General features: G+C 66.2%; 22 protein-coding genes. 13 read left to right on the top strand and 9 right to left on the bottom strand.

Going from position 1 to position 25,645, the window contains the following annotated elements; all coding sequences use genetic code 11:
* Positions 1-87: 87 nt before the first annotated feature.
* Genes GGQ62_RS15655 through proS form a run of 3 tightly spaced genes read right to left on the bottom strand, consistent with a single transcriptional unit; the run spans position 88 to position 3,318 of the window.
* Complete coding sequence (locus GGQ62_RS15655) at positions 88-768, bottom strand: ABC transporter ATP-binding protein (protein WP_152577834.1); 681 nt, start codon at positions 766-768, stop codon at positions 88-90.
* Positions 761-1,987 (bottom strand): lipoprotein-releasing ABC transporter permease subunit, encoded by a 1,227-nt coding sequence (locus GGQ62_RS15650; protein WP_152578248.1) that lies wholly within the window; start codon positions 1,985-1,987, stop codon positions 761-763. Before GGQ62_RS15650 ends, GGQ62_RS15655 begins: the two co-directional genes overlap by 8 nt.
* 17 nt (positions 1,988-2,004) lie before the next feature.
* Complete coding sequence (gene proS, locus GGQ62_RS15645; protein ID WP_152577835.1) at positions 2,005-3,318, bottom strand: proline--tRNA ligase; 1,314 nt, start codon at positions 3,316-3,318, stop codon at positions 2,005-2,007.
* Between the two features lie 500 nt (positions 3,319-3,818).
* On the opposite strand from proS, the gene GGQ62_RS15640 reads away from it, so the two are divergent.
* Together GGQ62_RS15640 and GGQ62_RS15635 are read left to right on the top strand one after the other, a co-directional pair.
* On the top strand, positions 3,819-4,604 hold the full coding sequence (locus GGQ62_RS15640; RefSeq protein ID WP_167649706.1) for an enoyl-CoA hydratase-related protein: 786 nt from the start codon (positions 3,819-3,821) through the stop codon (positions 4,602-4,604).
* A gap of 244 nt (positions 4,605-4,848) precedes the next feature.
* Complete coding sequence (locus GGQ62_RS15635; protein ID WP_152577837.1) at positions 4,849-5,526, top strand: MOSC domain-containing protein; 678 nt, start codon at positions 4,849-4,851, stop codon at positions 5,524-5,526.
* A gap of 2 nt (positions 5,527-5,528) precedes the next feature.
* Here the strand turns inward: GGQ62_RS15635 and GGQ62_RS15630 are convergent, their stop codons facing one another.
* Both GGQ62_RS15630 and GGQ62_RS15625 read right to left on the bottom strand, forming a co-directional pair.
* Entirely contained in the window at positions 5,529-6,500 is a 972-nt protein-coding gene (locus tag GGQ62_RS15630; RefSeq protein ID WP_167649705.1) for a GGDEF domain-containing protein, read from the bottom strand.
* A 59-nt stretch (positions 6,501-6,559) separates the two neighbouring features.
* Complete coding sequence (locus GGQ62_RS15625; protein ID WP_152577839.1) at positions 6,560-7,510, bottom strand: lysylphosphatidylglycerol synthase domain-containing protein; 951 nt, start codon at positions 7,508-7,510, stop codon at positions 6,560-6,562.
* A gap of 245 nt (positions 7,511-7,755) precedes the next feature.
* Between GGQ62_RS15625 and GGQ62_RS15620 the strand changes: the two genes are divergently transcribed.
* Entirely contained in the window at positions 7,756-8,481 is a 726-nt protein-coding gene (locus tag GGQ62_RS15620; RefSeq protein WP_152577840.1) for a response regulator, read from the top strand.
* Entirely contained in the window at positions 8,478-9,911 is a 1,434-nt protein-coding gene (locus GGQ62_RS15615) for an ATP-binding protein (RefSeq protein ID WP_243446651.1), read from the top strand. The genes GGQ62_RS15620 and GGQ62_RS15615 overlap by 4 nt, the downstream gene beginning before the upstream one ends.
* A 17-nt stretch (positions 9,912-9,928) precedes the next feature.
* Here the strand turns inward: GGQ62_RS15615 and GGQ62_RS15610 are convergent, their stop codons facing one another.
* Positions 9,929-11,101 (bottom strand): acyl-CoA dehydrogenase family protein, encoded by a 1,173-nt coding sequence (locus GGQ62_RS15610; RefSeq protein WP_152577841.1) that lies wholly within the window; start codon positions 11,099-11,101, stop codon positions 9,929-9,931.
* Positions 11,102-11,190: 89 nt separating this feature from the next.
* Here GGQ62_RS15610 and GGQ62_RS16725 point away from each other — a divergent pair, with 89 nt between their 5' ends.
* A complete protein-coding gene (locus GGQ62_RS16725) occupies positions 11,191-13,239 on the top strand; it encodes a S9 family peptidase (protein WP_152577842.1) in 2,049 nt (682 codons plus the stop codon).
* Positions 13,240-13,299: 60 nt separating this feature from the next.
* On the opposite strand, the gene msrA is transcribed toward GGQ62_RS16725, so the two are convergent.
* Positions 13,300-13,851 (bottom strand): peptide-methionine (S)-S-oxide reductase MsrA, encoded by a 552-nt coding sequence (gene msrA / locus GGQ62_RS15600; RefSeq protein WP_152577843.1) that lies wholly within the window; start codon positions 13,849-13,851, stop codon positions 13,300-13,302.
* A 259-nt stretch (positions 13,852-14,110) separates the two neighbouring features.
* On the opposite strand from msrA, the gene GGQ62_RS15595 reads away from it, so the two are divergent.
* The 8 genes from GGQ62_RS15595 (at position 14,111) to GGQ62_RS15560 (ending at position 22,897) form a co-directional block, all read left to right on the top strand.
* Positions 14,111-14,299: a hypothetical protein gene (locus GGQ62_RS15595; RefSeq protein WP_152577844.1), complete on the top strand. Its 189-nt coding sequence runs from the start codon at positions 14,111-14,113 to the stop codon at positions 14,297-14,299.
* 118 nt (positions 14,300-14,417) lie between these two features.
* Positions 14,418-16,079, top strand: a complete 1,662-nt coding sequence (locus tag GGQ62_RS15590) for a spinster family MFS transporter (RefSeq protein ID WP_152577845.1) — start codon at positions 14,418-14,420, stop codon at positions 16,077-16,079.
* 17 nt (positions 16,080-16,096) lie between these two features.
* Positions 16,097-16,867, top strand: coding sequence for an SDR family oxidoreductase (locus GGQ62_RS15585; protein WP_152577846.1), 771 nt, complete (start codon positions 16,097-16,099; stop codon positions 16,865-16,867).
* A gap of 159 nt (positions 16,868-17,026) precedes the next feature.
* Positions 17,027-17,365 (top strand): P-II family nitrogen regulator, encoded by a 339-nt coding sequence (locus GGQ62_RS16505; protein WP_152577847.1) that lies wholly within the window; start codon positions 17,027-17,029, stop codon positions 17,363-17,365.
* Positions 17,366-17,407: 42 nt separating this feature from the next.
* Positions 17,408-18,820 (top strand): type I glutamate--ammonia ligase, encoded by a 1,413-nt coding sequence (gene glnA / locus GGQ62_RS15575; RefSeq protein WP_152577848.1) that lies wholly within the window; start codon positions 17,408-17,410, stop codon positions 18,818-18,820.
* Between the two features lie 470 nt (positions 18,821-19,290).
* Positions 19,291-21,261 (top strand): DNA topoisomerase IV subunit B, encoded by a 1,971-nt coding sequence (gene parE / locus GGQ62_RS15570; protein ID WP_167649704.1) that lies wholly within the window; start codon positions 19,291-19,293, stop codon positions 21,259-21,261.
* Positions 21,262-21,356: 95 nt separating this feature from the next.
* On the top strand, positions 21,357-22,538 hold the full coding sequence (locus tag GGQ62_RS15565) for a sensor histidine kinase (RefSeq protein WP_152577850.1): 1,182 nt from the start codon (positions 21,357-21,359) through the stop codon (positions 22,536-22,538).
* 5 nt (positions 22,539-22,543) lie between these two features.
* Entirely contained in the window at positions 22,544-22,897 is a 354-nt protein-coding gene (locus GGQ62_RS15560; RefSeq protein ID WP_152577851.1) for a response regulator, read from the top strand.
* Between the two features lie 73 nt (positions 22,898-22,970).
* Here the strand turns inward: GGQ62_RS15560 and GGQ62_RS15555 are convergent, their stop codons facing one another.
* Positions 22,971-24,851 carry an ABC-F family ATP-binding cassette domain-containing protein gene (locus tag GGQ62_RS15555; protein ID WP_152577852.1) on the bottom strand — a complete coding sequence of 627 codons (1,881 nt, stop codon included), beginning with the start codon at positions 24,849-24,851 and terminating at the stop codon, positions 22,971-22,973.
* A 51-nt stretch (positions 24,852-24,902) separates the two neighbouring features.
* Positions 24,903-25,529 (bottom strand): cupin domain-containing protein, encoded by a 627-nt coding sequence (locus GGQ62_RS15550; RefSeq protein WP_152577853.1) that lies wholly within the window; start codon positions 25,527-25,529, stop codon positions 24,903-24,905.
* Positions 25,530-25,645 lie beyond the last annotated feature (116 nt).

Below are 25,645 nucleotides of genomic sequence, written 5' to 3'. Positions count from 1 at the left end.
GAACCCGCCTCTCCCGCTTGCGGGCGAGGTCGAGAGACGGCGAAGCGGACCGCGAGTGGGGTGTTCGCGGCTCGCCCCTCGTAGGGATCAGGCCGCCGCCAGCCGGCCCTCGTGGAGCGTCACCACCCGGTCCATTGCGCGCGCCAGTGCGACATTGTGCGTCGCCACCAGCGCCGCCGAGCCCTGTCCGCGGACCAGCGCCAGAAATTCCGCCAGCACCTTTGCGGCAGTCGCCTCGTCGAGATTGCCGGTGGGTTCATCGGCAAGGACCAGCACCGGCCGGTTGGCGAGCGCCCGTGCCACCGCGACGCGTTGCTGCTCGCCGCCCGACAGTTGCGACGGACGATGCGTCAGCCGGCTGCCTAGCCCGAGATCGGTCAGCAGCTGGTCGGCCCGCGCGCTGGCGGCCTTCTCGCTGTGCCCGGCGACGAGCCCTGCCAGCAGCACATTTTCGCGCGCGCTGAAATCGGGCAGCAGATGGTGGAACTGATAGACGAAGCCGAGCGAATCGCGCCGCACCCGGGTGCGCCCGGCGTTGTCGAGCGCTTCGACGCGTTCGCCGGCGATGCTGATGCGCCCCTGGAAGCCGCCTTCCAGCAGGCCGACCGCCTGCAACAAGGTCGATTTGCCCGACCCTGACGGGCCCAGCAGCGCGACGATCTCGCCAGGCCGGACTGCCAGGTCGACGCCGCGCAACACATCGATCGTGGCCGAGCCCTGGGTGAAGCTGCGGCGCAGGTCTTCGACGGCGAGGACGGGATCACTCATAACGCAGCACCTGGACGGGATCGGTGCTCGCCGCCTTCCACGCCGGGTACAAGGTCGCGAGAAAGCTGAGCAGCAGCGCCAGAAGGACGATGCCGATGACCTCTGCTGGGTCGGTCTTGGCCGGCAGCTCGGTCAGGTAGCGCACCGACGGGTCCCACAAATTGGTGCCCGTCAACCGGCCGACGCCGGCGACGATGCCGGCGCGGAAATACAGCAGCGCGAAGCCGAGCACGCAGCCGAGCGCGATGCCGAGCCCGCCGATCAGCGTGCCGACGGTCATGAACACCCGCATCAGCGCGATCCGGCTGGCCCCCATTGTGCGCAGGATGGCGATATCGCGGGTCTTGGCGCGGACCAGCATGATGAGCGACGACAGGATGTTGAAGACGGCAACGAGGATGATGATCGACAACACCCAGAACATCACGGTGCGTTCGACCACGAGCGCCGAGAACAGTGCCGAATTGGTCGTCTTCCAGTCGTTGACCACCGCCTGGCCGGCGATCTCCGGCACGATCGGCGCCAGGATTTCGCCGACACGGTCCGGGTTGTCGGTGACCACCTCGATCATGCCGACGGCATCGCCGAGCCGCAGCAGCGTCTGGGCATTGGCCATCGGCATGACGACAAAGGCCTTGTCGTAATCATAGATGCCGACTTCGAAGACGGCCGCGATCGTATAGGCGACGATGCGCGGCACGGTGCCGAACGGCGTCGATTCGCCCTGGGGGTTGATCAGCGAAATCTGGTCGCCGACGCGGACGCCGAGCGCCTCGGCCAGCCGCGCGCCGATGGCGACGGTGTTGGTGCCGGGCTGCAGGCGGGTGAGCGTTCCGGCACGGACATTGTCGGTGATGATGCGGCTGCCGGCGATATCCTCCATCGTCATGCCGCGCACCAGCACGCCTTCGACGCGCCCGCCAAAGCTGCCCATGAGCGGCTGCTCGATCAACGGCGTTGCCGAAACCACGCCGGGCAGGGCCTTCAGCCTGGCCTGCAGTGGCTGCCACGCCTCGATCCGCCCGCCATAGCCCTGGACGACGGCATGGCCGTTCAACCCGAGGATCTTGTCGAACAATTCGGCTCGAAAGCCGTTCATCACGCTCATCACCGCGATCAGCGCCGCGACCCCGAGCGCGACCGCCACCAGGCTGATGCTGGCGACGAGGAAGATGAAGCCTTCCCCCCGCCCCGGCAGCAGGTAGCGCTTCGCGATCATGCGCTCGTAGCGGGTGATCACGCCGTCAGCCGCTCCACCGCGGCGTCGATGCCGATCTCGATCTTGTCGCCGCCGCGCCGCTTCAGCTCGACGACGCCGTTGGCGATGCCCTTGGGCCCCACCACCAGTTGCCACGGCACGCCGATCAGGTCGGCCGTGGCGAATTTGGCGCCGCCGCGTTCGTCGCGGTCGTCGTAGAGCACCTCGACGCCGGCGGCGGTCAACCGCGCGTAGAGGTCATCGGCCGCCGCGAGGCAGGCGGCATCGTCGACGCGCAGGTTGATCAGCACCACCTTGTACGGCGCCACGGCGTCGGGCCAGATGATGCCGTCCTTGTCATGGCGTGCCTCGATGATGGCGCCCATCAGCCGCGAAACGCCGATGCCATAGCTGCCCATCAACGGCGTAATGGGGGTGCCGTCGGCACCTTGGACGGTAACACCCATCGCCTTGGTGTATTTGTCGCCGAAGTAGAAGACCTGGCCGACCTCGATGCCCTTCGACTGCTGCAGCTTGTCCCCGGCGGCCGCTTCGGCAGCCGGATCGCGCTTTTCGTCGGTGGCGGCATAATCGGCGTTGAGGCCGTCGATAAAGGCTTCGAGTCCCGCCGCATCATCGGCGTCGACGGCGGCGGTGTCGCGCGGCTGCAGCCAGTTTTCATGGTAGAAGACGTCGCTCTCCCCGGTCGGCGCCAGGACGATGAATTCATGGGACAGGTCCCCGCCGATCGGGCCGGTGTCCGCCTGCATCGGGATCGCTTCGAGGCCCATGCGCGCGAAGGTGCGCATATAGGCGATGAACATGCGATTATAGCTGTGGCGAGCGCCGGCAAAATCCACGTCGAAGCTATAGGCATCCTTCATCAGGAACTCGCGGCCGCGCAGCACACCGAAGCGCGGGCGAACCTCGTCGCGGAACTTCCACTGGATCTGGTACAGGTTGCGCGGCAGGTCGCGATAGGATTTGGCGCCATTGTGGAAGATGGTGGTGAACAATTCCTCCGCCGTCGGGCTGAACAGCATCTCGCGATCATGGCGATCGGTAATGCGCAGCATCTCGGGACCATAGGCTTCGTACCGCCCGGATTGTTTCCACAGCTCGGCGGACTGGATGGTCGGCATCATCACCTCGATGGCGCCGGCGCGGTCCTGCTCCTCGCGAACGATCTGCGCGATCTTCTGGAGGACGCGCAGGCCGAGCGGCAGCCAGGCATAGATGCCGGCCGCGGTCTGCCGAATCATGCCGGCGCGCAGCATCAGCTGGTGTGACACCACCTGGGCATCGCCCGGCGTTTCCTTGAGCACGGGGAGGAAGTAACGGGACAGGCGCAAGACCGGAAACCTTCTGAAAAGCGTATGCCAAGGGCGTGTAGCATGGTCGCAGGGCCGTGCAACGCCGGTGCCGGCCAGAGCAGATGGACAGATTGTTGCAAGCTGGCAACAGTCCCCCGAGGAAGTATCGAACCACCTAAAAAACCGGAACAAATCCGATGACATGGCGAGGGGTGTGGCGTAACCACCGCATCAGGACATTCGGCGGGACAAGGCGGTCCGGGCGAAGGTTCAGGGAAGAACGGTCGCAAGGCCGATTGATCGCAAGATCATGGGATGCGCTGGTCGTGAAAGCGATCGCCCGTCCGACCAGGGTGGGGGAAATACCTCGGTCGGACGGTTCATCCTCCTGTTTCCAGTCTCGTCACGGAAGTGCCCGGATCGAAAGATCCGGGCCTTTTCCTTTGTGCGGCCGATAGCTGGCGCCACCTGTCGGAAGCGTGAATGGCGCGGGCTGCGAGGCCGCGGCACGGTGCATCATGCAGGCAGAAGGATTGCGCATGAGCATATACGAACATTGCACCATCGAACGCGACGGCCGCACGCTGATCGTGACCATGAACCGGCCCGACCGGATGAACGCGCTGCATCCGCCGGCCAATGCCGAGCTGGCGCAGGTGTTCGACGATTTCGCGGCCGACCCGGAGCTGTGGGTCGCCGTCCTGACCGGCGCCGGCCCCCGCGCCTTTTCCGCCGGAAACGATCTGCGCTGGCAGGCCGAAGGCAATGCGATCACCGTGCCGGCGACGGGTTTCGCGGGGCTGACGTCGCGCTGGGATCTCGACAAGCCGGTGATTGCAGCCGTCAACGGCGTTGCCATGGGCGGCGGCTTTGAAATCGCGCTGGCGTGCGACATCATCCTGGCATCGGACGCTGCCAGCTTCGCCTTGCCGGAACCAAAGGTCGGGCTGGCGGCGCTCGCCGGCGGATTGCATCGGCTGCCGCGCAGCATCGGCGTCAAGCGCGCCATGGGCATGATCCTGACCGGCCGCACCGTATCCGCCGCCGAAGGCAAGGCGCTGGGGTTCGTTCATGACGTGGTGGCGCCCGATGCGTTGATGGGCGCTGCCAAGGCGCTCGCGGCGCAAATCTGCGAGCTTTCGCCGATGTCGGTGCGCGCGTCGAAGCAGGTGGTCAGCCGCAGCCTCGACACGGCTTCGCTGCAGGCGGCCTATGACGGGCAGATGGCGCATCCGGCGGTCGCGGCCTTGTGGAAATCCGATGACGTTCGCGAAGGGCCGCTGGCTTTCGCACAAAAGCGCAAGCCGGAGTGGAAGGGTCGCTGACAGGCGACTGTCGAGGGAGACCGGCCGGGCAAAAAGAAGGGCCGCCGGTTGCCCGGCGGCCCTTCCCGCATTGTCGGCTTGTTAGACCGAAAGGCGGTGTCTTCTCAGATTGTTGCGATTCCCACCGCAACCACCAGCGCTTCGGAACCAAGCATGAGACAATGAGACACTGGATCACCTCCTTTCGTGTTGTTGAACACCGACGCCAATGTCAGAGTGAAGCCGCAGAATTGCAAGAGGAAAAATGCACACACCGGGCCAGCTTCTCGCCGTCCATATCGGCAAGGTCGCACGGCTGGCCAACGCCGGCCGCGGCGGTGCCGGGCTGATGACCGCCTATCGGAAAACCGCCGTTGCGGGCCCCGTTGCGGTGCTGCCGCTGGGGCTGGCGGGCGACGAACAGGGCAACCGGCGGGTCCATGGCGGGCCCGAAAAGGCCGTCTATGGCTATCCGGCCAGCGGTTATGCCGGCTGGCGCGCCGAACTGCCCGACATTGCCGATCGCTTCGGCCCCGGCGCCATGGGCGAAAACCTGGTCGTCGCCGGCCAGGACGAGTCCAGCCTGTGCATCGGCGACATGGTCCGCTGCGGCACCGCCCTTTTGCAGATCGCCCAGATCCGCGAACCGTGCAGCACCTTCGCCGCCGTGCTCGGGACGACGCGCGTCGTGCGCGCCATGGTCCGGTCCGGCCGCTGCGGCTGGTACTACCGCGTCGTCGAACCCGGCATCATCGCCCCGGGTGACCGGCATGAAGTGGTCGACCGGCCGAACCCCGATTGGACAGTGGCACGTTTCGCAGCCTTTGCAGCCGGGCGCGGCGGCACCGTGGCCGCGATTGCCGAACTGACCACACTGCCCGGCCTGACGCCGGCCTGGCAGCGGCGCGCGGCGGCGGCGCTGGCGTCACAGACCGACCGATAGCGTCAGCCAAGCATCACCCGGTCGCGCCCGGCGGCCTTGGCAGCGTACAGCGCCACATCGGCGCGATCCATCCAGCTTTCGGTGGTGTCGCCCGGCGTCAGCAGCGCAAGGCCGACGCTGACGGTCACTCCGGAATCGGGGATCGCGGCAATCCTGACGCTGGCCACGGCGCTGCGCACGCATTCCCCCGCGGCAACCAGCGATAACGCGTCGGAGAGGTCCAGCAACACGCCGAATTCCTCCCCACCCAGCCGGCCGATGATGGCTTCGGCGGGAAGTGCGGCGCGCAACCGATCCGCCACGGCCTTCAAAACATCGTCGCCGCATTTATGGCCATAGCTGTCGTTGACGCGCTTGAAGTGATCGATATCAAGAATGGCGACGGCATGGCCGGCGCCGCTGTGGCGCTGCGTTTGCAAGGCGCCCGAGACGGCCTGGTCGAACGCCCGCCGGGTCAGCGTGTCCGTCAGGCTGTCGCGACTTGCCAGTTGCCGCAACTCCATCTGCGAGACGACAAGATCGGAAAATCGGCGCAGGATCTCCAGATCTTCCGGAGAAAAGCGTCGGACTTCATCACTGATGATGCACAGTGCACCGACGTGATAGCCATCGGGCGTGCGTAGTGGTGCGCCCAGATAGCTGCGGATGTTGGGATCACCCAGCACCAGTGGTGAAGCGGCAAAGCGCGGATCCGCAAGCGTGTCTTCGACCGCAAGGACATCGGCCGTGGCGATAGTGTGATGGCAAAAGGCGATCGGCCGCGGCGTTTCCGACACGTCGAGCCCCCGCCGCGCCTTGAACCATTGCCGTTCGCTGTCGACCAGCGTGATCGCCGCCATCGGCATGTCGAAGACACGCTGCACGAGTTGCACGAGCTGTTCGAATTCATCCTCGATGCCTGTGTCGAGAATGTCGTAGCGCTGCAGCGCTGCCAACCGGCCAGCTTCGTCATCGAGCTTTAATGTTTTCAGCATCGGTTCCTTGCCCGCGCGACATGGCTGACGAATCGCACACGGCATTGAAATAGCAGCTTTTACGGAGCGCCTGAAACAGCAACGACCCCGCGCCGCCGCGCCCGCAAGGCGCGCCATTCCATGACCGCGATCACGATCAGCCCGAGCAGGAACGGGATGTACGTGTAGATCAGCCGGAACATCACCAGCGCTGCCAGGACCCCGGCCTTGGGTGCCAGCGGCATCAACAGCAGGATGACGCCTTCGAAGACGCCGAGCCCGCCTGGCGAATGGCTGAGCGCGCCGGTCACCATCGCCACGGCATAGATGGTCAGGAAGGTCAGCAGCCCCGGCGCACCCATGTCGGGCAGCAACAGGTAGAGCGCGCCGCCGGCAAAGGCGAGGTCGATGGCGCCGATGCCGATCTGCAGCAGCGTTTCGCGCCCGTCGGGAATATGGAAACGATAGTTGAACAGGCGGAATTCGCGGCGCCACCAGGTCGCCAGCGCCAGATAGCCCAGCGTGCCGGCGAGCAGCAATGCACCGGCCCAGCGTTCGGCGCTTGGCGCAATGTCCTTGAACGGCGTTGCCAGGTCGGGCGAAATGACCAGCCCCAGCCCCGCCACCGCAACAATGCCCAGCCAGAAGGTCCAGCCGCACAGCAGGATGATCATGGCGATATCGGCGGCGCGCACGCCGACGCGGGTATAGATGCGATAGCGCACGGTGCCGCCGGTGAGCACGGTAACGCCCAGCGTGTGACTCATGGTGAAGCTGGCAAAGCTGGCAGCCGCCAGCGTCGGCCAGGTCAACCGATAGCCGAGATGCTGCGTTGCCAGCCAGTCATAGCCGACCAGAACGACATAGGACGCGGCCGCTGAAAGCGCCGCAAGGGCAATGAGGTGAGTCGGCGTATTGCGGACATCGGCGATAACTTCGGCCAGGGTCACCTGGCCGGCGATCATCTTCAGGCCCCAGATCGCAAGGCCGAGCACGACGAGGCCGAGAACGGCGCCGATCCATTGCTTCATGCCGGCGCGCGGCGCGCCTGCGGCGGTCAACGGCGAAGCGGCGGTCGCCGTATCGGGCGGCGACGCAGCAGGTGGAAACTCCGACAGCGACCGCTCCCTTGCATCTGAACCAGCGATAGCGCCGTTTAGGCAGTCCGCCGAGGATAGACAACTACGGCCATGGCGGCGCGAGCGGTTTCGCCGCAGTCCGCGCCCGTTCCGGCGTGGCCCTTGACTCACATCCGGGCATAAATGACCATCGCATCATGGGGATTGCGTCCGACCAGCCGAGAGCGGCGGCAACGCCGCGAGTCGTGGTCGTCGACGATGATCCGGACCTGCGGTCGCTGATCGGCGGATTCCTGCGCGAGCATCATTTCGACGTTGTCACCGCCGCCGATGCCGGCGGGCTTACCGCGCGGCTGGGCGAATCGCCCGTCGATCTGATCCTGCTCGACCTGATGATGCCGGGCGAGGATGGGCTGTCGGTCCTGCGCCGCATCGACGGCCCCAACCGCCCGGGCATCATCGTGCTGTCGGCGATGGGCGACGAGCACGACCGGATCGAGGGGCTTGAGCTGGGCGCCGACGACTATCTGGCGAAGCCCTGCAACCCGCGCGAACTTCTGGCCCGCATCCGCGCCGTGCTGCGCCGGCGGGACGAGGTGCGGCTCGCGGTCGGCAACCGCGACTTCCGCTTCGGCGGCTGGCGGCTCGATGTCATCGCCCGGCGGTTGAGCCATGCGACGGCGCCATCGACCCAGTTGACCGATGCCGAGTTTCGCGTCCTCAAGGTGTTGCTCGAAACGCCGCAGACGGTGTTGTCGCGCGACCAGTTGCTCGACGCGGCGCACGGCGCATCGGCGGATATCTTCGACCGCGCGATCGATGTGACGATCAGCCGGCTGCGCCGCAAGCTCGACCCGGAAAACCTGATCCGCACGGTCCGCAACGAAGGCTATATGCTCGCCGTCACGCCGGAAGCGGCGTGATCAGCCGCGCCGGCGGGATGGTCGCCACGGTCGGTCGCCTGCCGATCCTGTGGCAGACCCTGGTTATGCTGACGCTCAGCCTGCTGGCATCGGCGATCGTCAGCGTGTTCCTGACCTGGGCATTGCCGATGCCGCGGCTGGACTTCTTTTCGATGCACGATCTTGCCGAAGCGCTGGTCGTCGCCGAACACCATCCCGGCACGCCGCCGACAGACCCGCTGCTGCGCCTGTCCACCGCCGCGACGCCGCCACGCCCGGGGACCGACCTGCGCAGCGATCCCGGATTGACCAGGGCGCTCGCAGCGCGCGTCGGCCGGCCGGTCGACCAGGTGGCGCTGGTGTATCGCACCGACCAGACCAACTTTCCGTTCCGCTACCGCACCGAGGCCGGGGTGCCGCTGCGGCTGGGCCAGGCGCAATTCTACAACACCGTATTTGCCGCGATGAAGGGCGCCGATGGCCGGTGGATCGTTGTCGAGACGCCGCCGCGGCCGCTCGTCACACGCTATCAGCGGCGGCAGATCATGGCGTTCCTGCTGTCGGTGCTGGTGACTCTTCCGCTTGCCTATATTTTCGCGCGGCAATTGACGGCGCCGATCCGGCGCTTTGCCGACGCCGCAGAACGGGTCGGCGCCGACAATGCCGCGCCTGCGGTGCCAGCCGAAGGATCGACCGAGTTGCGGCTGGCCGCCGAAGCGCTGACCAAGATGCAGGGACGGGTCGCGGAGACCATGGCGGAACGCACCGCCATGATCGGCGCGATCGCCCATGACCTGCGCACGCCGCTGACCCGCATCGCCTTTCGCATGGAAGCGGCGCCGGCGCCGCTGCGCGAGGCGGTACAGGCCGATATCGACCAGATGCGCGCGATGGTGGAGGCGACGATCGGCTTCATCCGCCATGGCAACAAGATCGGCGCGCGCACGCCCGTCGACCTGATGGCGATCGCCGGGCGGGTGGTCGCCGATGCAAGGGCGATGGACCTGCCGGTGACGCTGGCGCCCGGACCGGCAAAGGCGATTGTCGATGGCGACGCGCTGGCGCTGGGGCGGATGCTGCAAAATCTGGTGGACAACGCCATTATCTACGCCGGTGCCGCCGAAGTCCGGGTCAACAGCATCGGGCGAATGCTGACGCTGGGAGTCGCCGACCGCGGCCCCGGCCTCGACCCCGACATGGTCGACGAGGTGTTCAAGCCGTTCAAGCGGGGCGAGCCTTCGCGCAACCGCCAGACCGGCGGCCTGGGCCTCGGGCTGGCGCTGGCGCGGCTGATCGCCGCCGCGCATGGCGGCAACATCGTGGCGCGCAACCGCGATGTCGGCGGGCTGGAAGTGCTTGTCAGCCTGCCGCCGCTGGCGACGCAGGCAGCGCGGCGGGTGCGGCGCGCGGCGGTGCGGCCGGCAATGCCGCGGCCGCTGGCGGCGGAATGACGCCAGCTTCGGCTGGGTCAGTTGTAACCCAGCTGGCGCCCCGCCAGATCGAGCATGATCTCCTCGCTGCCGCCGCCGATGGCGTTGACGCGGACCTCGCGATAGATGCGCTCCACCTTCGACCCGGTGATGTAGCTGGCGCCGCCCAAGACTTGCGCCGCCTCGCGCGCGACATGTTCGAGCATGCGCGTCGCCTGCACCTTCAGCATGGCGAAATCGGCGGGCAGGCCCTTGCCCGTCTTGACCTGCCAGGCACAAAGATCGACCCAGGCTTGGGTGGCGGCGATCTGCCGGGCGCAATCCGCCAGCTTGATGCGGATGGATTGATGCTGCGCCAGCCGCTTGCCGAAGGTTTCGCGCGTCGTCGCCCATTCGACCGCCTCGGCCAGCGCCACCCGCGCCATGGCGCAACAGCCATGCGCCATGCCCAGCCGCTCACCGTTGAAATTGCGCATGATACCGGCAAAGCCGCCGTTTTCCGGCCCGATGAGGTTTTCCGGCGGCACTTCGACATTGTCGAAATGCACGGCGGCCGTGTCCGAACAGCGCCAGCCCATCTTGTCGAGCCGGGTCCGCGAGACACCGGGGCGGTCGGTTTCGATCAGCATCAGCGAGATGCCGCCCATGCCGTCCCCGCCGGTACGCACCGCCACGGTCATATAGTCGGCGCGCATCCCCGAGGTGATGAACATCTTCGACCCGTTGACGACATATTTGTTGCCGGTCAGCACCGCCTTGGTCCGGAGTTGCGCAACGTCGGAGCCGCCCGATGGCTCGGTGATCGCCAGTGCGATGATCTTGTCGCCCGACAGCACCGCGGGGGCGATCCGGCGCTTCATATCCGCGCTGCCGAGCGCCAGGATCGGCGGCAGTCCGATGCCATGGGTCATCAGCGACGCGCCCAGCCCGCCGGCGCCCGCGGCCGCCATCTCCTCCGACTGGGTCAGCGAATGGAAAATGTCGAAGCCCTCGCTGTGCCCGCCGAATTCCTCCGGATAGTTGAGCCCGAGCACGCCGGCCTCCGCCGCCTTTCGGTGCAGCGATCGCGGCAGTTCGCCTTCCGCCTCCCATCGGTCGATGTGGGGCAGCACTTCCTGCGCCATGAACCGCCGGACGCTCTGAGCCACCGCCTCATGGCTTTCGTCATAATAGGGGGAACGGGCGCGCCACTGGTCGAATTGCGTGGTCATTTTTCGGCAAATCCTGATCGGGGCTCTGGCAATGGCCAGCATGACCGGGAATAAGGCGGCAGCCATCCTCAAAACCGACAGGACCGCCGGTGAAGCCCCATCTCCTTGCCCTGCTGCTTGCTGCCGCGACGCCGGCGATCGCCGCCACACCCTTCGAAGCCGCCGACCTTTACCGCCTGTCGATGGTCACCGACCCCAAGGTGTCGCCCGATGGCAACCATGTCGTCTTCACCCGTGCCGCCTTCGACATCCAGAGCGACACCCGCACCGGGGAGCTGTGGCTGGCGACGGTCAGCGGTACAAAGATCGACCAGCGGCTGCTGGCCGGTGCCGCCACCAAGGCCGGTGGCGCCGAATGGTCCCCCGATGGCAAGCGCATCGCCTATGTTGCGCCGTTCCTAGGCAAGCCGCAGCTCTGGGTCATGGACATCGCCACCGGCACGGCGCGGATGGTCACCAGCGGCAAGGTCGGTCCTCGCGGCATCGCCTGGTCGCCCGATGGCAGCCGCATTGCCTTTGTCGGCCGGGTCGAATCGCCGGTCGTGACCATCCCCGGCATGCCGGCAAAGCCCGAAGGCGCAACCTGGGCGACGGCGCCCAAGGTCATCGACAGCTTCCGCTATCGCAACGACGGCAGCGGCTATATCGCGCCGGGCGCCGAGCAGTTGTTCGTCACCACCCTTGATGGCGCCGCGCCGGTGCAATTGACCAAGGGCGACACCGACCAGATTTCCAGCACGGCAATCGAATGGACCCCCGACGGCGAGCGCATTGTCTATGCGACACGGCTGCGCCCCGGCGCCGACATGCTGCCAGCCGAATCGGACCTCTACAGCATCGCGGCAAGCGGCGGTGCCCCGGTGCGGCTGACCGACATCGATGGCAGCGAGGAACAGCCTGCAGTGTCGCCCGACGGCAAGATGATCGCCTGGGTCGGCGCGCCGACCAGCACCAAATTCTACATCCAGCCCGATTTGTGGATCCGGCCCATGGCCGGCGGCCCGGCGCGGAACCTGACGGCCCGGCTCGACCGCCCGATCATCGACGCCAAATGGGCAAAGGACGGCAAGGGTCTGTATATCTTCTACAATGATGCCGGCTTCACCCGCGTGGCGCGGGTTTCGGTCAACGCCGATACCGACAAGTTCGGGCCGATGGTGATTGTCGAAAAGGTCGGCGGCACGCGGCTGTATCTGCCCTCCTCCGGCGGTAACTGGTCGGAAGGCAATGGCACCTTCGCCTATACCAGCGCCGAGGCGGATCGGCCGGCGGCACTCGCCATCGAGCGGCAGGGCCATCTGGTCGGCAAGGTCGATTTCAACGCCGACTGGCGCGCCAGCAAGAGCATCGGCAAGCTGGAACGAGTCACCTGGCGCTCGAGCGTCGGCGCCCTGCCCATCGAAGGCTGGGTGCAGTATCCGCCGGACTTCGACCCCGCCAAGAAATACCCGCTCGCACTGGAGATCCACGGCGGCCCCAATGGCGACTATGGCCCCTATTTCTCGGTCACCCACCAGATCTATGCCGCTGCCGGCTATATCGTGCTGTTTTCCAACCCGCGCGGCTCGATCGGCTATGGCGAGGCCTTTGCCAACGGCATCGATCCGTCGCGCGGCGGCAGCTACCCCGGCGACGACCATGCCGACCTGATGTCCGGCGTCGATGAGATGGTCAAACGCCCCTATGTCGACGCCAACAACCTGTTCATCGGCGGCGGTTCGGGCGGCGGCGTGCTGACCACCAACGCCATCGCCAAGACCGACCGCTTCCGCGCCGCGGCGGCGCTGCGCCCGGTCACCGACTGGACGGTGCAGGGGCTGACATCGGATATCGTCGCGGTGACGCTGCAGAACTGGGTGCCGGGCCGGCCCTGGGACAATCACGAGGACTATTGGAAGCGATCGACGCTGAGCATGGTCGGCAGCGTCAAGACTCCGACGCTGCTGATCGACGGCGACGCCGACTGGCGCACCCCGATCGCCCAAACCGAAGCCTATTACCAGGCGCTCAAGGTTCGCGGTATCGACGCGCGAATGGTGCGCCTGCCGGAGGCGGGCCATGGCATGGGGCGGCCGTCGCAGTGGCTGGCATCGATCCTGGCGGTGACGGATTGGTACGGGCGGTATCGCGCCAAATAAGCCGGTGTCGGCGGGGAAGACCCCGCCGACCCGTCTTGCGCCTGGCAACCTGACGCTCCGCTACACGCTCGCTGCGGTGCGCTTCAACCGTGCCGCATAGCCCTTGCGGAACTTGGCCAGCTTGGGCGCCACCACCGCGGCGCAATAGCCGTTGGCGGTGCCGTTCCGCTCGAAATAGCGCTGGTGATAATCCTCGGCGGGATACCAGGTGCTGTCGGGTTCGATCGTGGTCACGATCGGTGCGTCCCACACCGCCTGGTTGCGGCGGATCGCGGCTTCCGCCGCGTCACGCTGGGCAGCATCGGCCGGGAAGATCGCCGACCGATACTGGGTGCCGGTGTCCGCGCCCTGACGATTGAGCGTCGTCGGGTCATGGGTGTGGAAGAAAATGTCGAGCAAGTCGTCCAGCCCGACAACGTCGGGGTCATAGGCGATACGCACGGCTTCGGCATGGCCCGTCCGGCCGCTGCAAACCTGCTCATAGGTCGGGTGGTCGACGCTGCCGCCGATATAACCCGAAACCACGCTTTCGACCCCGCGCAATTCATTGAAAACCGCCTCGGTGCACCAGAAGCACCCGCCCGCCAACGTCACGACTGCCAAGTTCGACATGAAATCCTCCTCCGGAATGGCTGCAATCTAGGGTGGTGCCGCCACCATTGTAAGACCGCGTCCTTTGGCATCACCTTATTGGTCAAGGATCGGCTGGTCCCACGGGTCGTATCGCCATCGCAACAGCCATGGCATCAGCGACCGAATGGTGATATCCACGGCTGCGAATCGGGGGTCTAATGATTTCCGCGCCTTGCGCCGCATTGCTGTGCCGGGAGCGTCGATCTGGCCGCCTTCCGATTGCAAACTCGATCGATCGGTGGCTGTGATGGATCCCTATGAGGCCAGTTTCAGCAATGTCGTCGCCAGGCTGGGCGCCTGGGGCCGTGGCATGTTGCGCCGCTATCGCCGACCGCTGCTCGTCATAGCCGCGGCAACCGCGACCATGGCCATCGGCGTCAGCGCCGCACAGGCCCCGGCATCGGCGATCGCGCGCGCCGCCGACTGACCGCCCCGAACCTTTCACCGCCTTTTGTGCCGGTGGATGCGCGGCATCTTTCCACCCTGCCCCGCCGCTGCTACCCAAGGTCAACAAGGCCGCAAAGGCCGTAGCCGTGGGGATATGCATGACCGGCCGCGAGACGTCATCGACTGCAGCTGACGTCGCCCGCCCCGGCCTGCCGCCCGTTGGCGGCGCCTATGCCAAATATGTGCTGGGCGTCCTGATGGTCGTCTATATCTTCAACTTCATCGACCGGTCGATCCTGACCATCCTGGGGCCCTATATCCAGAAGGACCTGGGGCTTTCGGATGGGCAGCTGGGGCTGTTGTCCGGAACGGTCTTTGCGCTTTTCTACGGTCTGTTCGGCCTGGCGCTGGGCAAGCTGGCGGACACGTGGCTGCGCACCCGCACCATCGCGCTCGGCCTCGCCGTCTGGTCGGGAATGACGGCGCTGTCGGGCTTTGCGACCAATTTCGGCGGGCTCGCCGCCGCCCGCGTCGGCGTCGGCGTGGGAGAGGCGAGCGCCAGCCCGGCCGCCTATTCGCTGATCAGCGACTGGTTTCCCAAGGCGCGGCGCGCCACCGCGCTGGCGATCTATTCCAGCGGCATCTTCATCGGCGCCGGCCTGTCGTTCGCCATCAGCGGCGTCGTCGTCGAAGGCTGGAACAATGCCTTTGCGCCCGGCACGGCCCCGCTCGGCCTCGCCGGCTGGCAGGCGGCGTTCCTCATCATCGGCCTGCCCGGTGTGCTGTTGGCGCTGCTCGTGCTGACGTTGAAGGAGCCGCCGCGCGGCTATGCCGATGGCCTGCCGGCCGGCCCGCGCGAGCCGCACCCGTTCCGCAAGACCATCGCCGAACTGGGCACGGTGCTGCCGCCCTTCACACTGATCGGGCTGCGCCGTGCCGGTGCCAGCGCCGGAGTCATCCGCGCCAATCTGCTGGCCATCGTGGCGGTTGTCATCGCCGCCATCCTGCTGACGATGTGGACCGATTCGCTGATACCGGCGGAAAAGTTGAAAGTGCTGGCCCGCATCGGCGGCATCCCCCTGACGTCGAATGCCATCCAATGGGCGTCGATGGCCCTTGGCGTTTACGGCGTCACCAGCTGGGCGCAGTCGCTCGCCGTCCGTGACAAGCCGCTGTTCGCGCTGACCTGGGGCACCCCGACCTTCCTGCAGGCCGCCGGCGCCGGGACACTGATCTCCTTCGGCAGCTACGCCGTCGGGGCCTGGGTCTATATCTACGCCTTTCGCAACCTGGGCGCGACGCCGGCAACCGCGGGGCTGTTCCTGGGCCTTGGTTCGGCGATCGGCGGCTGGGTCGGCACGTCGCTGGGAGGCATCATCGGCGACGCCTGGCGCAAGCGGTCGCCGAGCGGCCGGCTGGTCGTGTCGCTGCTCGCGTCGATCCTGCCGCTGCCGGTGTCGATCTTCGCCTTCTGGACGCAGGACCTCAACGCCTTCTACATCGCCATCTTCCTCACCAACCTGATCAGCACCTTCTGGCTCGGCGGCGTCACCGCATCGATGCAGGACCTGGTGCTGCCGCGCATGCGCGGCACGGCCGGCGCGATGTTCTTCCTCGGCACGACGATGCTGGGGCTGGGCAACGGCCCCTATGTCGTCGGGCTGATCAGCGACGCCACCGGAGACCTGCAATTCGCGATCCGCTGCACCTTCCTTGCCGCCCCGGTGGTCTGGCTGCTGCTGGTCCTTGCCATCCGCGGCCTGCCGCGCGCCGAATCCACATCGCTCGCCCGCGCCCGTGCGGCCGGCGAACCTGTCTGACCCCGAAAGGCCCCCCCTTGAAGATCGACCAGCTCTTTTCCGTCGCCGGCAAGACCGTCGTCATCACCGGCGGCAGCCGCGGCATCGGCGAGATGATCGCCCGCGCCTATGTCGACAATGGCGCGACGGTTATCCTGACCAGCCGCAAGGCCAGCGATGTCGAAGGCCTGGCAGCGCAGCTCGGCAGCGCCGCCCATGCAATCCCCGCCGACCTTTCGCAGATGGCCGAAATCGACCGTTTTGCCGCCGAGGTCGCCAGGCTGACACCGAAGGTCGATGTGCTGTTCAACAACGCCGGCGCATCCTGGGGCGCGGACTTCGACAGTTTCCCGGAATCCGGTTGGGACAAGGTCATGGACATCAACGTCAAGTCGGTCTTCTTCCTGACCCAGCGCCTGATCGGGCTGCTCGAGGCGGCGGCCCGGCCCGATGATTATGCCCGGGTGATCAACATCGGCTCGATCGACGGGCAGCATGTGTCGGGGATCGAAACCTACAGCTACGCCGCTTCCAAGGCCGCCGTGCTGCACCTGACCCGGATGATGGCGAAGAACCTCGCGGGCCGACACATTGCCGTCAACGCAATTGCGCCGGGGTACTTCCCGTCGAAAATGACCGCGGCCATCGCCGAGGAGTTTGCCGCCGGATCGCTGGCAGCAACGCCGATGCAGCGGCGGGGCGATGCCGACGACATGGGCGGCGTCGCTTTGTTCCTGGGCAGCCGGGCGTCGGCATTCCTGTGCGGCAGCGTGCTCACGGTCGACGGCGGCTACGCCACGACAGTATGATTTTCATGGCCGATGCCCGTTTTTCGGGCAGTCGCTGGTGTTTTGCGCAAGGATCGGGCGGAAATACCCGGCAAAATTTGCGTTTCTCCCCGGATTCCTGCGCTATGGTCCGGCTGGCATGAAAATTGCTTCTCGAATGGCAAAACAACGGGGTGTGTGGTGAAAAAGATCGAGGCGGTCATCAAGCCCTTCAAGCTCGACGAAGTGAAGGAAGCGCTGCACGAAGTCGGCGTATCGGGAATAACGGTTACGGAAGCCAAGGGGTTCGGCCGCCAGAAGGGCCATACCGAGCTGTATCGCGGCGCCGAATATGTCGTCGATTTCCTGCCCAAGGTGCGGCTGGAGATCGTCGTCGATGACGACCAGGTCGAACGCGTCGTGGAGGCGATCGCCAACGCTGCGCGCACCGGCCGCATCGGCGACGGCAAGATCTTCGTATCGCCGATCGAAAGTGCCGTCCGCATCCGCACCGGAGAGCGCGATTCCGACGCGATCTGATCGCAGTGTTTCTTCTTAAACGAAAACCAAGGGACTGATTTCATGGCAAAGCTCGTCGCCGGCATCCTCGACATGATCAAGGAAAAGGAGATCGAATGGGTCGATCTGCGGTTCACCGATCCCAAGGGCAAGTGGCAGCACCTGACCATGGTTTCCAGCGTCATCGATGAAGACATGCTGACCGACGGCTTCATGTTCGACGGTTCGTCGATCGAAGGCTGGAAGGCGATCAACGAATCCGACATGATCCTCATGCCCGACCTCGAGGCAGTCTACATCGATCCGTTCTCGGCGACGCCGATGCTGATCCTGGTCTGCGATGTGGTCGAACCGTCGACGGGCCAGCTCTACAGCCGCGATCCGCGCTCGACCGCCAAGCGCGGGGAAGCCTATCTCAAGTCGACCGGCATCGGCGACACCATCTACATCGGGCCGGAAGCCGAATTCTTCGTTTTCGACGATGTCCGCTTCGGCCTCGGCTACGGCGAAGGCTTCTACCATCTCGACGACATCGAGCTGCCGGGCAATTCGGGCAAGGTCTATGAAGGCGGCAACATGGCGCACCGCCCGCGCGTCAAGGGCGGGTATTTTCCCGTCGCCCCGGTCGACAGCGCCGTCGATCTGCGCGGCGAGATGGTTGCGACGATGATCGAAATGGGGCTGCCTTGCGACAAGCATCACCATGAAGTCGCCGCCGCCCAGCACGAGCTCGGCCTGACCTTCGGCACGCTGACGACGACGGCCGACCGCATGCAGGTCTACAAATATGTCGTCCACCAGGTCGCCCATGCCTATGGCAAGACCGCGACGTTCATGCCCAAGCCGATCAAGGACGACAATGGCAGCGGCATGCACACCCATTTGTCGATCTGGAACGGCAAGACGCCGCTGTTCGCCGGCGATGGCTATGCCGGCCTTTCGGAACTGGCGCTGTTCTTCATCGGCGGTATCATAAAGCACGCCAAGGCCTGCAACGCCTTCACCAACCCGTCGACCAACAGCTACAAGCGGCTGGTCCCGGGCTTCGAAGCGCCAGTGCTGCTCGCCTATTCGTCGCGCAACCGCTCGGCCTCGTGCCGCATCCCCTATGGCAGCGGCGGCAAGGCGAAGCGCGTCGAAGTCCGCTTCCCCGATGCCATGGCCAATCCCTATCTCTGCTACACGGCGCTGCTGATGGCCGGGCTGGACGGCATTGAAAACCGCATCCATCCGGGCGCGCCGATGGACAAGAACCTCTATGACCTGCCGCCGAAGGAACTGAAGAAGGTCCCGACGGTCTGCGCCTCGCTGCGTGAAGCTCTGGGGGCGCTCGACCGGTCGCGCGCTGTCTTCACCAAGGGTGGGGTCTTCACCGACGACCAGATCGATTCGTACATCGAAGTGAAGATGCAGGATGTTATGCGTTGGGAAATGACGCCGGCACCGGTCGAATTCGACATGTACTACAGCGTCTGACGGCCAGGGGCGGGCCGCGGCGGCAGACGCCGCGGCCCGACTCGCGGTCGCTTGGAATGCGTTGCGATTCACCCGCGCCCGGGCTTGTCCCGGGCGTTTTCGCGTCGGCAGGCGCGCCAGGGCGCGATCCTGCGTTAAAAAATGCCAAATAATGTTAGCGCTCGCTATTGCAGCGCAACATTGCAGTCGGCCGGACAGCTGAACGCGCCACTTCGCCGTCTTGTGGCCGTAAAGCTGTCAAAAAACCGTCATTCTCCAAGAAAAAAGGGCCGGTGCGTTTGCACCGGCCCTTGAAGTTTATCCTTGGGGAGGATCGCCATGATGGCCTGATCTTTGTGCACTGCAGCACAGCGATTTGCAAGCCAAAAATGCATGGACCGTAAAAATACGAGGGCAGCGCCTGGTGTGGCGCGTTCGCTCCCTGTTCTTCCCCCCTGTTCGCGGCATGCCCGCCCTCCTATAACCCGGCCATGAGCGATTTGTTCGCCGCCACCGCGGCCCCCAGCGACTATGACGCCAGCCATATCGAGGTTCTGGAGGGTCTCGAACCCGTCCGCCGGCGCCCGGGCATGTATATCGGCGGCACCGATGAGCGTGCACTTCATCACCTCGCCGCGGAAGTGCTCGACAACGCAATGGACGAGGCCGTTGCCGGCCATGCCAGCCGCATCGAAGTGACGCTGGAGGCCGATGGCAGCCTGACCATCGCCGACAATGGCCGCGGCATCCCGATCGACCCGCATCCGCGCTTTCCGGACAAATCGGCGCTGGAAGTCATCATGACCATGCTCCATTCGGGCGGAAAATTCTCCGGCAAGGCCTATGCCACGTCGGGCGGCCTCCACGGCGTCGGCATTTCGGTCGTCAATGCGCTGTCGTCGGACATGACCGTCGAAGTGGCGCGCAACCGCGAACTCCACGCACAGCGCTTTTCGCGCGGGCTGCCGGTCACGACGCTGGAAAAGGTCGGTGCGGCCCCCAACCGCCGCGGCACGACGATCCGGTTCCTGCCCGACACGCAGATCTTCGGCACCGATGCCCGGTTCCGCCCTTCCCGCCTGTACAAGCTCGCGCGCTCCAAGGCCTATCTGTTCGGCGGCGTCGAGATCCGCTGGCGGTCGTTCATCGCCGATGGCGACACGCCCGACACCGCCGTCTTCCAGTTTCCCGGCGGCCTCGCCGACCATCTGCGCGAACGCCTTGCCGACCGCGAGATGGTGACGCCCGACCTGTTTGCCGGCCGCGCCGATCTTGCCGATGGCAAGGGCGCGGTCGAATGGGCCTGCGCCTGGCCGCAATATGGCGAGGGCGCCGCCAGTTTCTATTGCAACACCATTCCCACGCCCGACGGCGGCACCCATGAAACCGGCCTGCGCACCGCGCTGACCAAGGGCCTGCGCAACTTCGCCACCCTTACCGGCAACAAGAAGGCCGGCGAGCTTTCCGGCGAGGATGTTTTCACCGGCGCCGAAATCATGCTGTCGCTGTTCATCCGCGACCCGCAGTTCCAGAGCCAGACCAAGGACCGGCTGACCTCGCCCGAAGCGACCCGGCTCGTCGAAAACGCCATCAAGGACCATTTCGATCATTGGCTGACCGGATCGGGCGATCGCGGGCGGGCCCTGCTCGCCTTTGTGGTCGAGCGGATGGAGGACCGGCTACGCCGCCGTGCCGAGCTCAACGTCAAGCGCAAGACCGCCACCAGCAAACGCAACCTGCGCCTGCCGGGCAAGCTGACCGACTGCGCCCGCGACGACGCCGCCGGCACCGAGCTGTTCATCGTCGAAGGCGATTCGGCGGGCGGCAGTGCCAAGCAGGCGCGCGAGCGCATGACCCAGGCGATCCTGCCGATTCGCGGCAAGATCCTCAACGTCGCCAGCGCCAACGCCGCCAAGATCGGCGCCAACAGCGAGGTTGCCGACCTCATCCAGGCGCTCGGTTGCGGCACGCGTGGTCAATACAACGCCGCTGCGCTGCGCTATGAACGCATCGTCATCATGACCGACGCCGATGTCGATGGCGCGCATATCGCGACGCTGCTGATGACCTTTTTCTTCCAGGAAATGCCGGGGCTGGTGCGCGACGGCAGGCTCTATCTCGCCCTGCCGCCGCTCTATCGCCTCGCCGCCGGCGGCACCGTTGCCTATGCCCGCGACGACGCCCACCGGCTGGAACTGCTCGACACGATTTTCAAGGGCAAGACCAAGATCGAGGTCGGGCGTTTCAAGGGGCTGGGCGAAATGGCGCCGCAACAGTTGCGCGAAACGACCATGGACCCCGCCAAACGCACCCTGTTGCGCGTCGTGCTGCCCGATGGCGTCGACGCGCGTGCGGCCGTTGTCGACCTTGTCGAGCGGCTGATGGGGCGCCATCCGGAACACCGCTTTGCCTTCATCCAGGCGCATGCTGACCGCGTCGATGCCGAAGCCCTTGATGCATGATGCGTTTTCTGCGGGAACCCGTTAGGAGTTCGCACGTTTCCGGGCCTTAATACGCATTCGCAATATCATTCACGCGACAGGAGCACAGGGGGAGAATGGTCGCGTATCTGCAAAAGCTCCTCGGGTCGACGGGGCTGGCGCCGCACGGCTATTGCCTGTTGTGGGATCCGGTGCTGATCTGGACGCACGTCCTTGCCGATGCCGTCATCGGCCTGTCCTATTTCTCCATCCCCGTTGCACTCGCCGTGTTCCTGACGCGGCGGCCGGACATGCGGTTCCGGTGGATCGCCTGGCTGTTCGTGGCGTTCATCCTGGCGTGCGGCGCCACCCATTTCATGGCGATCTGGACGCTGTGGAACCCCGACTATGGCGCCCAGGCGCTGCTGAAGCTGGCGACCGCGATCATCTCCGTCGCCACCGCCGTGGCGCTGTGGCCGCTGTTGCCGCGCACGCTGGCGCTGCCGTCGCCAGCGCAGCTGGAGGCGGCGAATGCGGCATTGCAATTGCGGATCGACGAGCGCGACACGGCGCTGGCGGCGCTGGCAGCGCAAACCGAAGAACGCATGCGCGCCGAAGCCATGCTGCGCCAGGCCCAGAAGATGGACGCCGTCGGCCAGCTGACAGCCGGAATCGCGCATGATTTCAACAATCTGCTGACCGTCGTGATCGGCAATATCGATCGTGCCCGGCGCCTGTCGGGCCAAGATTCGATTACCCTGCCGGCCTTGGAAAATGCCATGACCGGCGCGCAATCGGCGGCGCGGCTGACCGACCAGTTGCTGGCCTTTGCCCGCCAGCAGCCGCTGCTGCCGGCGCTGTCGGACCTGAACGCGATCACCGATCGTATCCTGACGCTTTTCAACAGCATGATCGACCCGTCGATCACGGTCGATGTCGCGCTGGCGCCCGACCTCTGGCCTGTCCAGATCGATACCGGCCAGGCGGAAAACGCCGTCCTCAACCTGCTCGTCAACGCCCGCGACGCCATGCGCCATGGTGGCCAGTTGCGGGTGTTGACGCGCAACCAGCCGGATCCCGACGGGGACCGCGTGGTCCTGCAGGTCACCGATACCGGCCAGGGCATGGACGAGGCGACGCGCGAGCGCATCTTCGAACCCTTTTTCACGACCAAGACGCTGGGTCGCGGCTCCGGCCTCGGCCTCAGCCAGGTCTATGGCTTTGTCACCCAGTCGAAAGGCAGTGTCACGATCGACAGTGCCCCCGGCGAAGGTGCCACGATCAGCGTTTATCTCCCCCGCGCCATGGAAGGCCGATAGCAGTCATGCCCAAAACCATCCTTGTCGTCGAAGACGAACCCCTTGTCCGCGAAATGCTCGTCATCGACCTCGAAGACGCCGGGTTCGCGGTGCTGACAGCCGACAGTGGCGAGACCGCCCTCGCCCATCTCGCCAGCGAAACGCCGATCGAACTGCTGTTCACCGATATCAAGCTGGTGACCCCGATGACCGGCTGGACCATCGCGCGCGAGGCCCGCGCCCTGCGCCCGGGCATCGGCGTCATCTACGCCACCGGCTATGCCCCCGACATTCCCGACCTGGTGGAAGGCGCCCGCTTCTTCAAAAAGCCGTACATTCCGACCCAGATCGTCACCGCGGCAAACGAGATGCTCGGGTAGTCGCATCGTTCGGCGTGCGAAGGCCGGACGATCCGGCTCGACCAGCGCGGCCGATCCGGCGGGCAGCGAGCCGCTATGACGCGGCGCCTTCCAGCGCTTCGCTCGCCGCCAGCCATTTCGCTTCGCTTGCCGCGCGGGCCTTGTCCGCTTCGCCGCGCAGCCGCATCAGGTCGCTCGCCGGGCGGTGGCGGTCCGACGCATTGGCGGCCTTGGGGTCAGCCAGAGCGGCATCGATCTCGGCAATCCGCGCCGTCAGCCGCGCCGTTTCCGCCTCGGCATCCTTGATCGCCTTGCGCAGCCCCGCAGAGGCTTCGCGCGCCGCCGCCGCGGCCTTGCGGTCGTCCTTCTTGTTGCCGCTGCCCTTGCCCTTGCTGCCTTCGGGCGCCGCCGGCGACTTGCCAAGGATAGAGTCGGTATAGTCGTCGAGCGAGCCGGCGAATTCGACCGCTCGCCCGGCATCGACCAGCACCAGCCTGTCGGCGCTCGCTTCGATCATGTGGCGGTCATGGCTCACCACAACCACAGCCCCGTCATAGTCGTTGAGCGCCTGCACCAGCGCTTCGCGCGTATCGACATCGAGGTGGTTGGTCGGCTCGTCGAGGATCAGCAGGTGCGGTGCGTCACGGGTGATCAGCGCCAGCGCCAGCCGCGCCTTTTCACCGCCCGACATCTTGCCGACCTTCTGTTCCGCCATGCCCCCCGAAAACCCGAAGCGGCCCAGCTGCGCCCGCACCTGGCTCGGGTTGGCGCCGCGCATCAGCCGGCTCATATGCTCCAGCGGCGTGTCGTCGCTGTCCAGCTCCTCGACCTGATACTGGGTGAAATAGCCGACCCGCAGCTTGCCCGGCGCCGCGACGCTGCCCGCCATCGCCTTCAACTGCCCCGACAGCAACCGGGCCAGCGTCGTCTTGCCATTGCCGTTGCGCCCGAGCAGCGCCAGCCGGTCATCGGGATCGAGCCGCAGGTCGACATGTTCGAGCACCGGCTTGTCGTTATAGCCGACGCTGGCATATTCGATCTGCACCAGCGGCGGCTTCAGCGGTGGCGGCGACGGGAAGTTGAAGACCAGCGTCGGGTCGGTCACCGCCTCGGCAATCGGCTGCATCTTGGCCAGCGCCTTCTGCCGCGACTGGGCCTGCTTGGCGGTCGACGCACGCGCCGAATTGCGCGCCACATAATCCTGCAACTTGGCGCGCTGCGTCGCCTGCGCCTCGCGCGCGCTTGCCAGTTGCGCCAGCCGCTCGGCACGCTGGCGTTCGAAATCGTCATAGCCGCCGGGGTAGAGGGTGATCTTGCCCTGCTCGAGATGCAGGATATGATCGACGACGTTGTTGAGCAGGTCGCGTTCGTGGCTGATGACCACGATCGTCGCGCGATAGGTTTTCAGGAAGGATTCGAGCCACATCGTCGCTTCGAGGTCGAGGTGGTTGGACGGCTCGTCGAGCAGCAGCAGGTCGGGCTGCGAGAACAGCAGCGCGGCCAGCGCGACGCGCATCCGCCAGCCGCCCGAATAGCTGTCGAGCGGGCGATGCTGCGCTGCCTCGTCGAAGCCCAGGCCCACGAGGATGCGGCTGGCGCGCGCCGCGGCCGTATAGGCATCGATGGCGATCAGCCGGTCGTGGATCTCCGCCAGCCGGTGTGGCTCGACATGGCCGGCTTCTTCCTCCGCCATCAGCGCGGCGCGTTCGACATCGGCGGCGAGGACGGTTTCGAACGGCGTGCCCTGCCCCGCCGGCGCTTCCTGCGCGACATAGCCGAGCCGGGCGCTCTTGGGCATGTCGACGCTGCCGCTGTCGGGGTCGAGCGTCCCGGCGATGACTTTCATCAACGTCGATTTGCCGGCGCCGTTGCGGCCGATCAGCCCGATCCGCCCGCGCGGCGGCAGCGTGGCAGTGGCACTGTCGAGGATGGTCCGGCCGCCAAGGCGCACGGTGACGTTGTTCATGGTCAGCATGGGCAGCGCCCTAGCATGGTGCGGTGCGGGAGGGAACGGCCCCGGCTTCGTTCAGGAGGCGCAATAGCCGCTCGGCTGCCAATCGCCCCCCAGCACGACAGCCGGCTGGCCCCTGGGCGCCAGGATCAGCACCAGGTTGCGACGGCCGCGCGGCGCCGCCTGCAGATGCGGCCCGCTCGTCACGATATAGGTGCCGCCGGCGCGCACCGTCGCGCGGTCGGTCGGCGTTTCCATGCACTGCTCGCCTTCGACGACATAAAAGGCTTCGGGGCCCGGGTGCGAATGGACCCGCGTCTGCATGCCGGGCGGAAAGATCGCTTCGGCGAAATGCGCCGTCACCGGGCCGGGTGGCGGCGCCAGCGGGCCGATCAGCGCGCGCCGCGTGCCGCCGGCGACCACCTCGTCGGCTGGCCCCAGCACATGTAGCCAGGCGCGCGAATGCGCCTGGGCGACACTGGCCCAGCGGTGCCGGCCCGCCTCGGCCGCGGCCGCCGCCGTCGTCGGGAACTGATGCACCTGCCAGTGGAGCGCGTCGGGCGCTGCCGCGATTGCGATTGCCCCCGTGCTGTAGCAGCCGGGCGTATCGCGGTCGGCTGGCACAGGCGCCGTGCACAGGCCAGGCACCGGTGGCACGTCGGTCGCAGCGAGCGCCATAGTCGCAAGCAAGGCAGCGAACATCCTGACCCTCCTGGCCCAAGAATGCCGCTCGGCGTGGGTCGATGCAATATGCACAGGAAAACGGCCGGCGAGAGTGTCGCCGGCCGTTCCAAAGGTGGCATGGGCAAAGCCCATGC

Source organism: Polymorphobacter fuscus, assembly GCF_011927825.1.
In the GTDB taxonomy this organism is placed as follows: Bacteria; Pseudomonadota; Alphaproteobacteria; order Sphingomonadales; family Sphingomonadaceae; genus Sandarakinorhabdus; species Sandarakinorhabdus fusca.
This window is presented reverse-complemented; position numbering and strand designations above follow the sequence as displayed.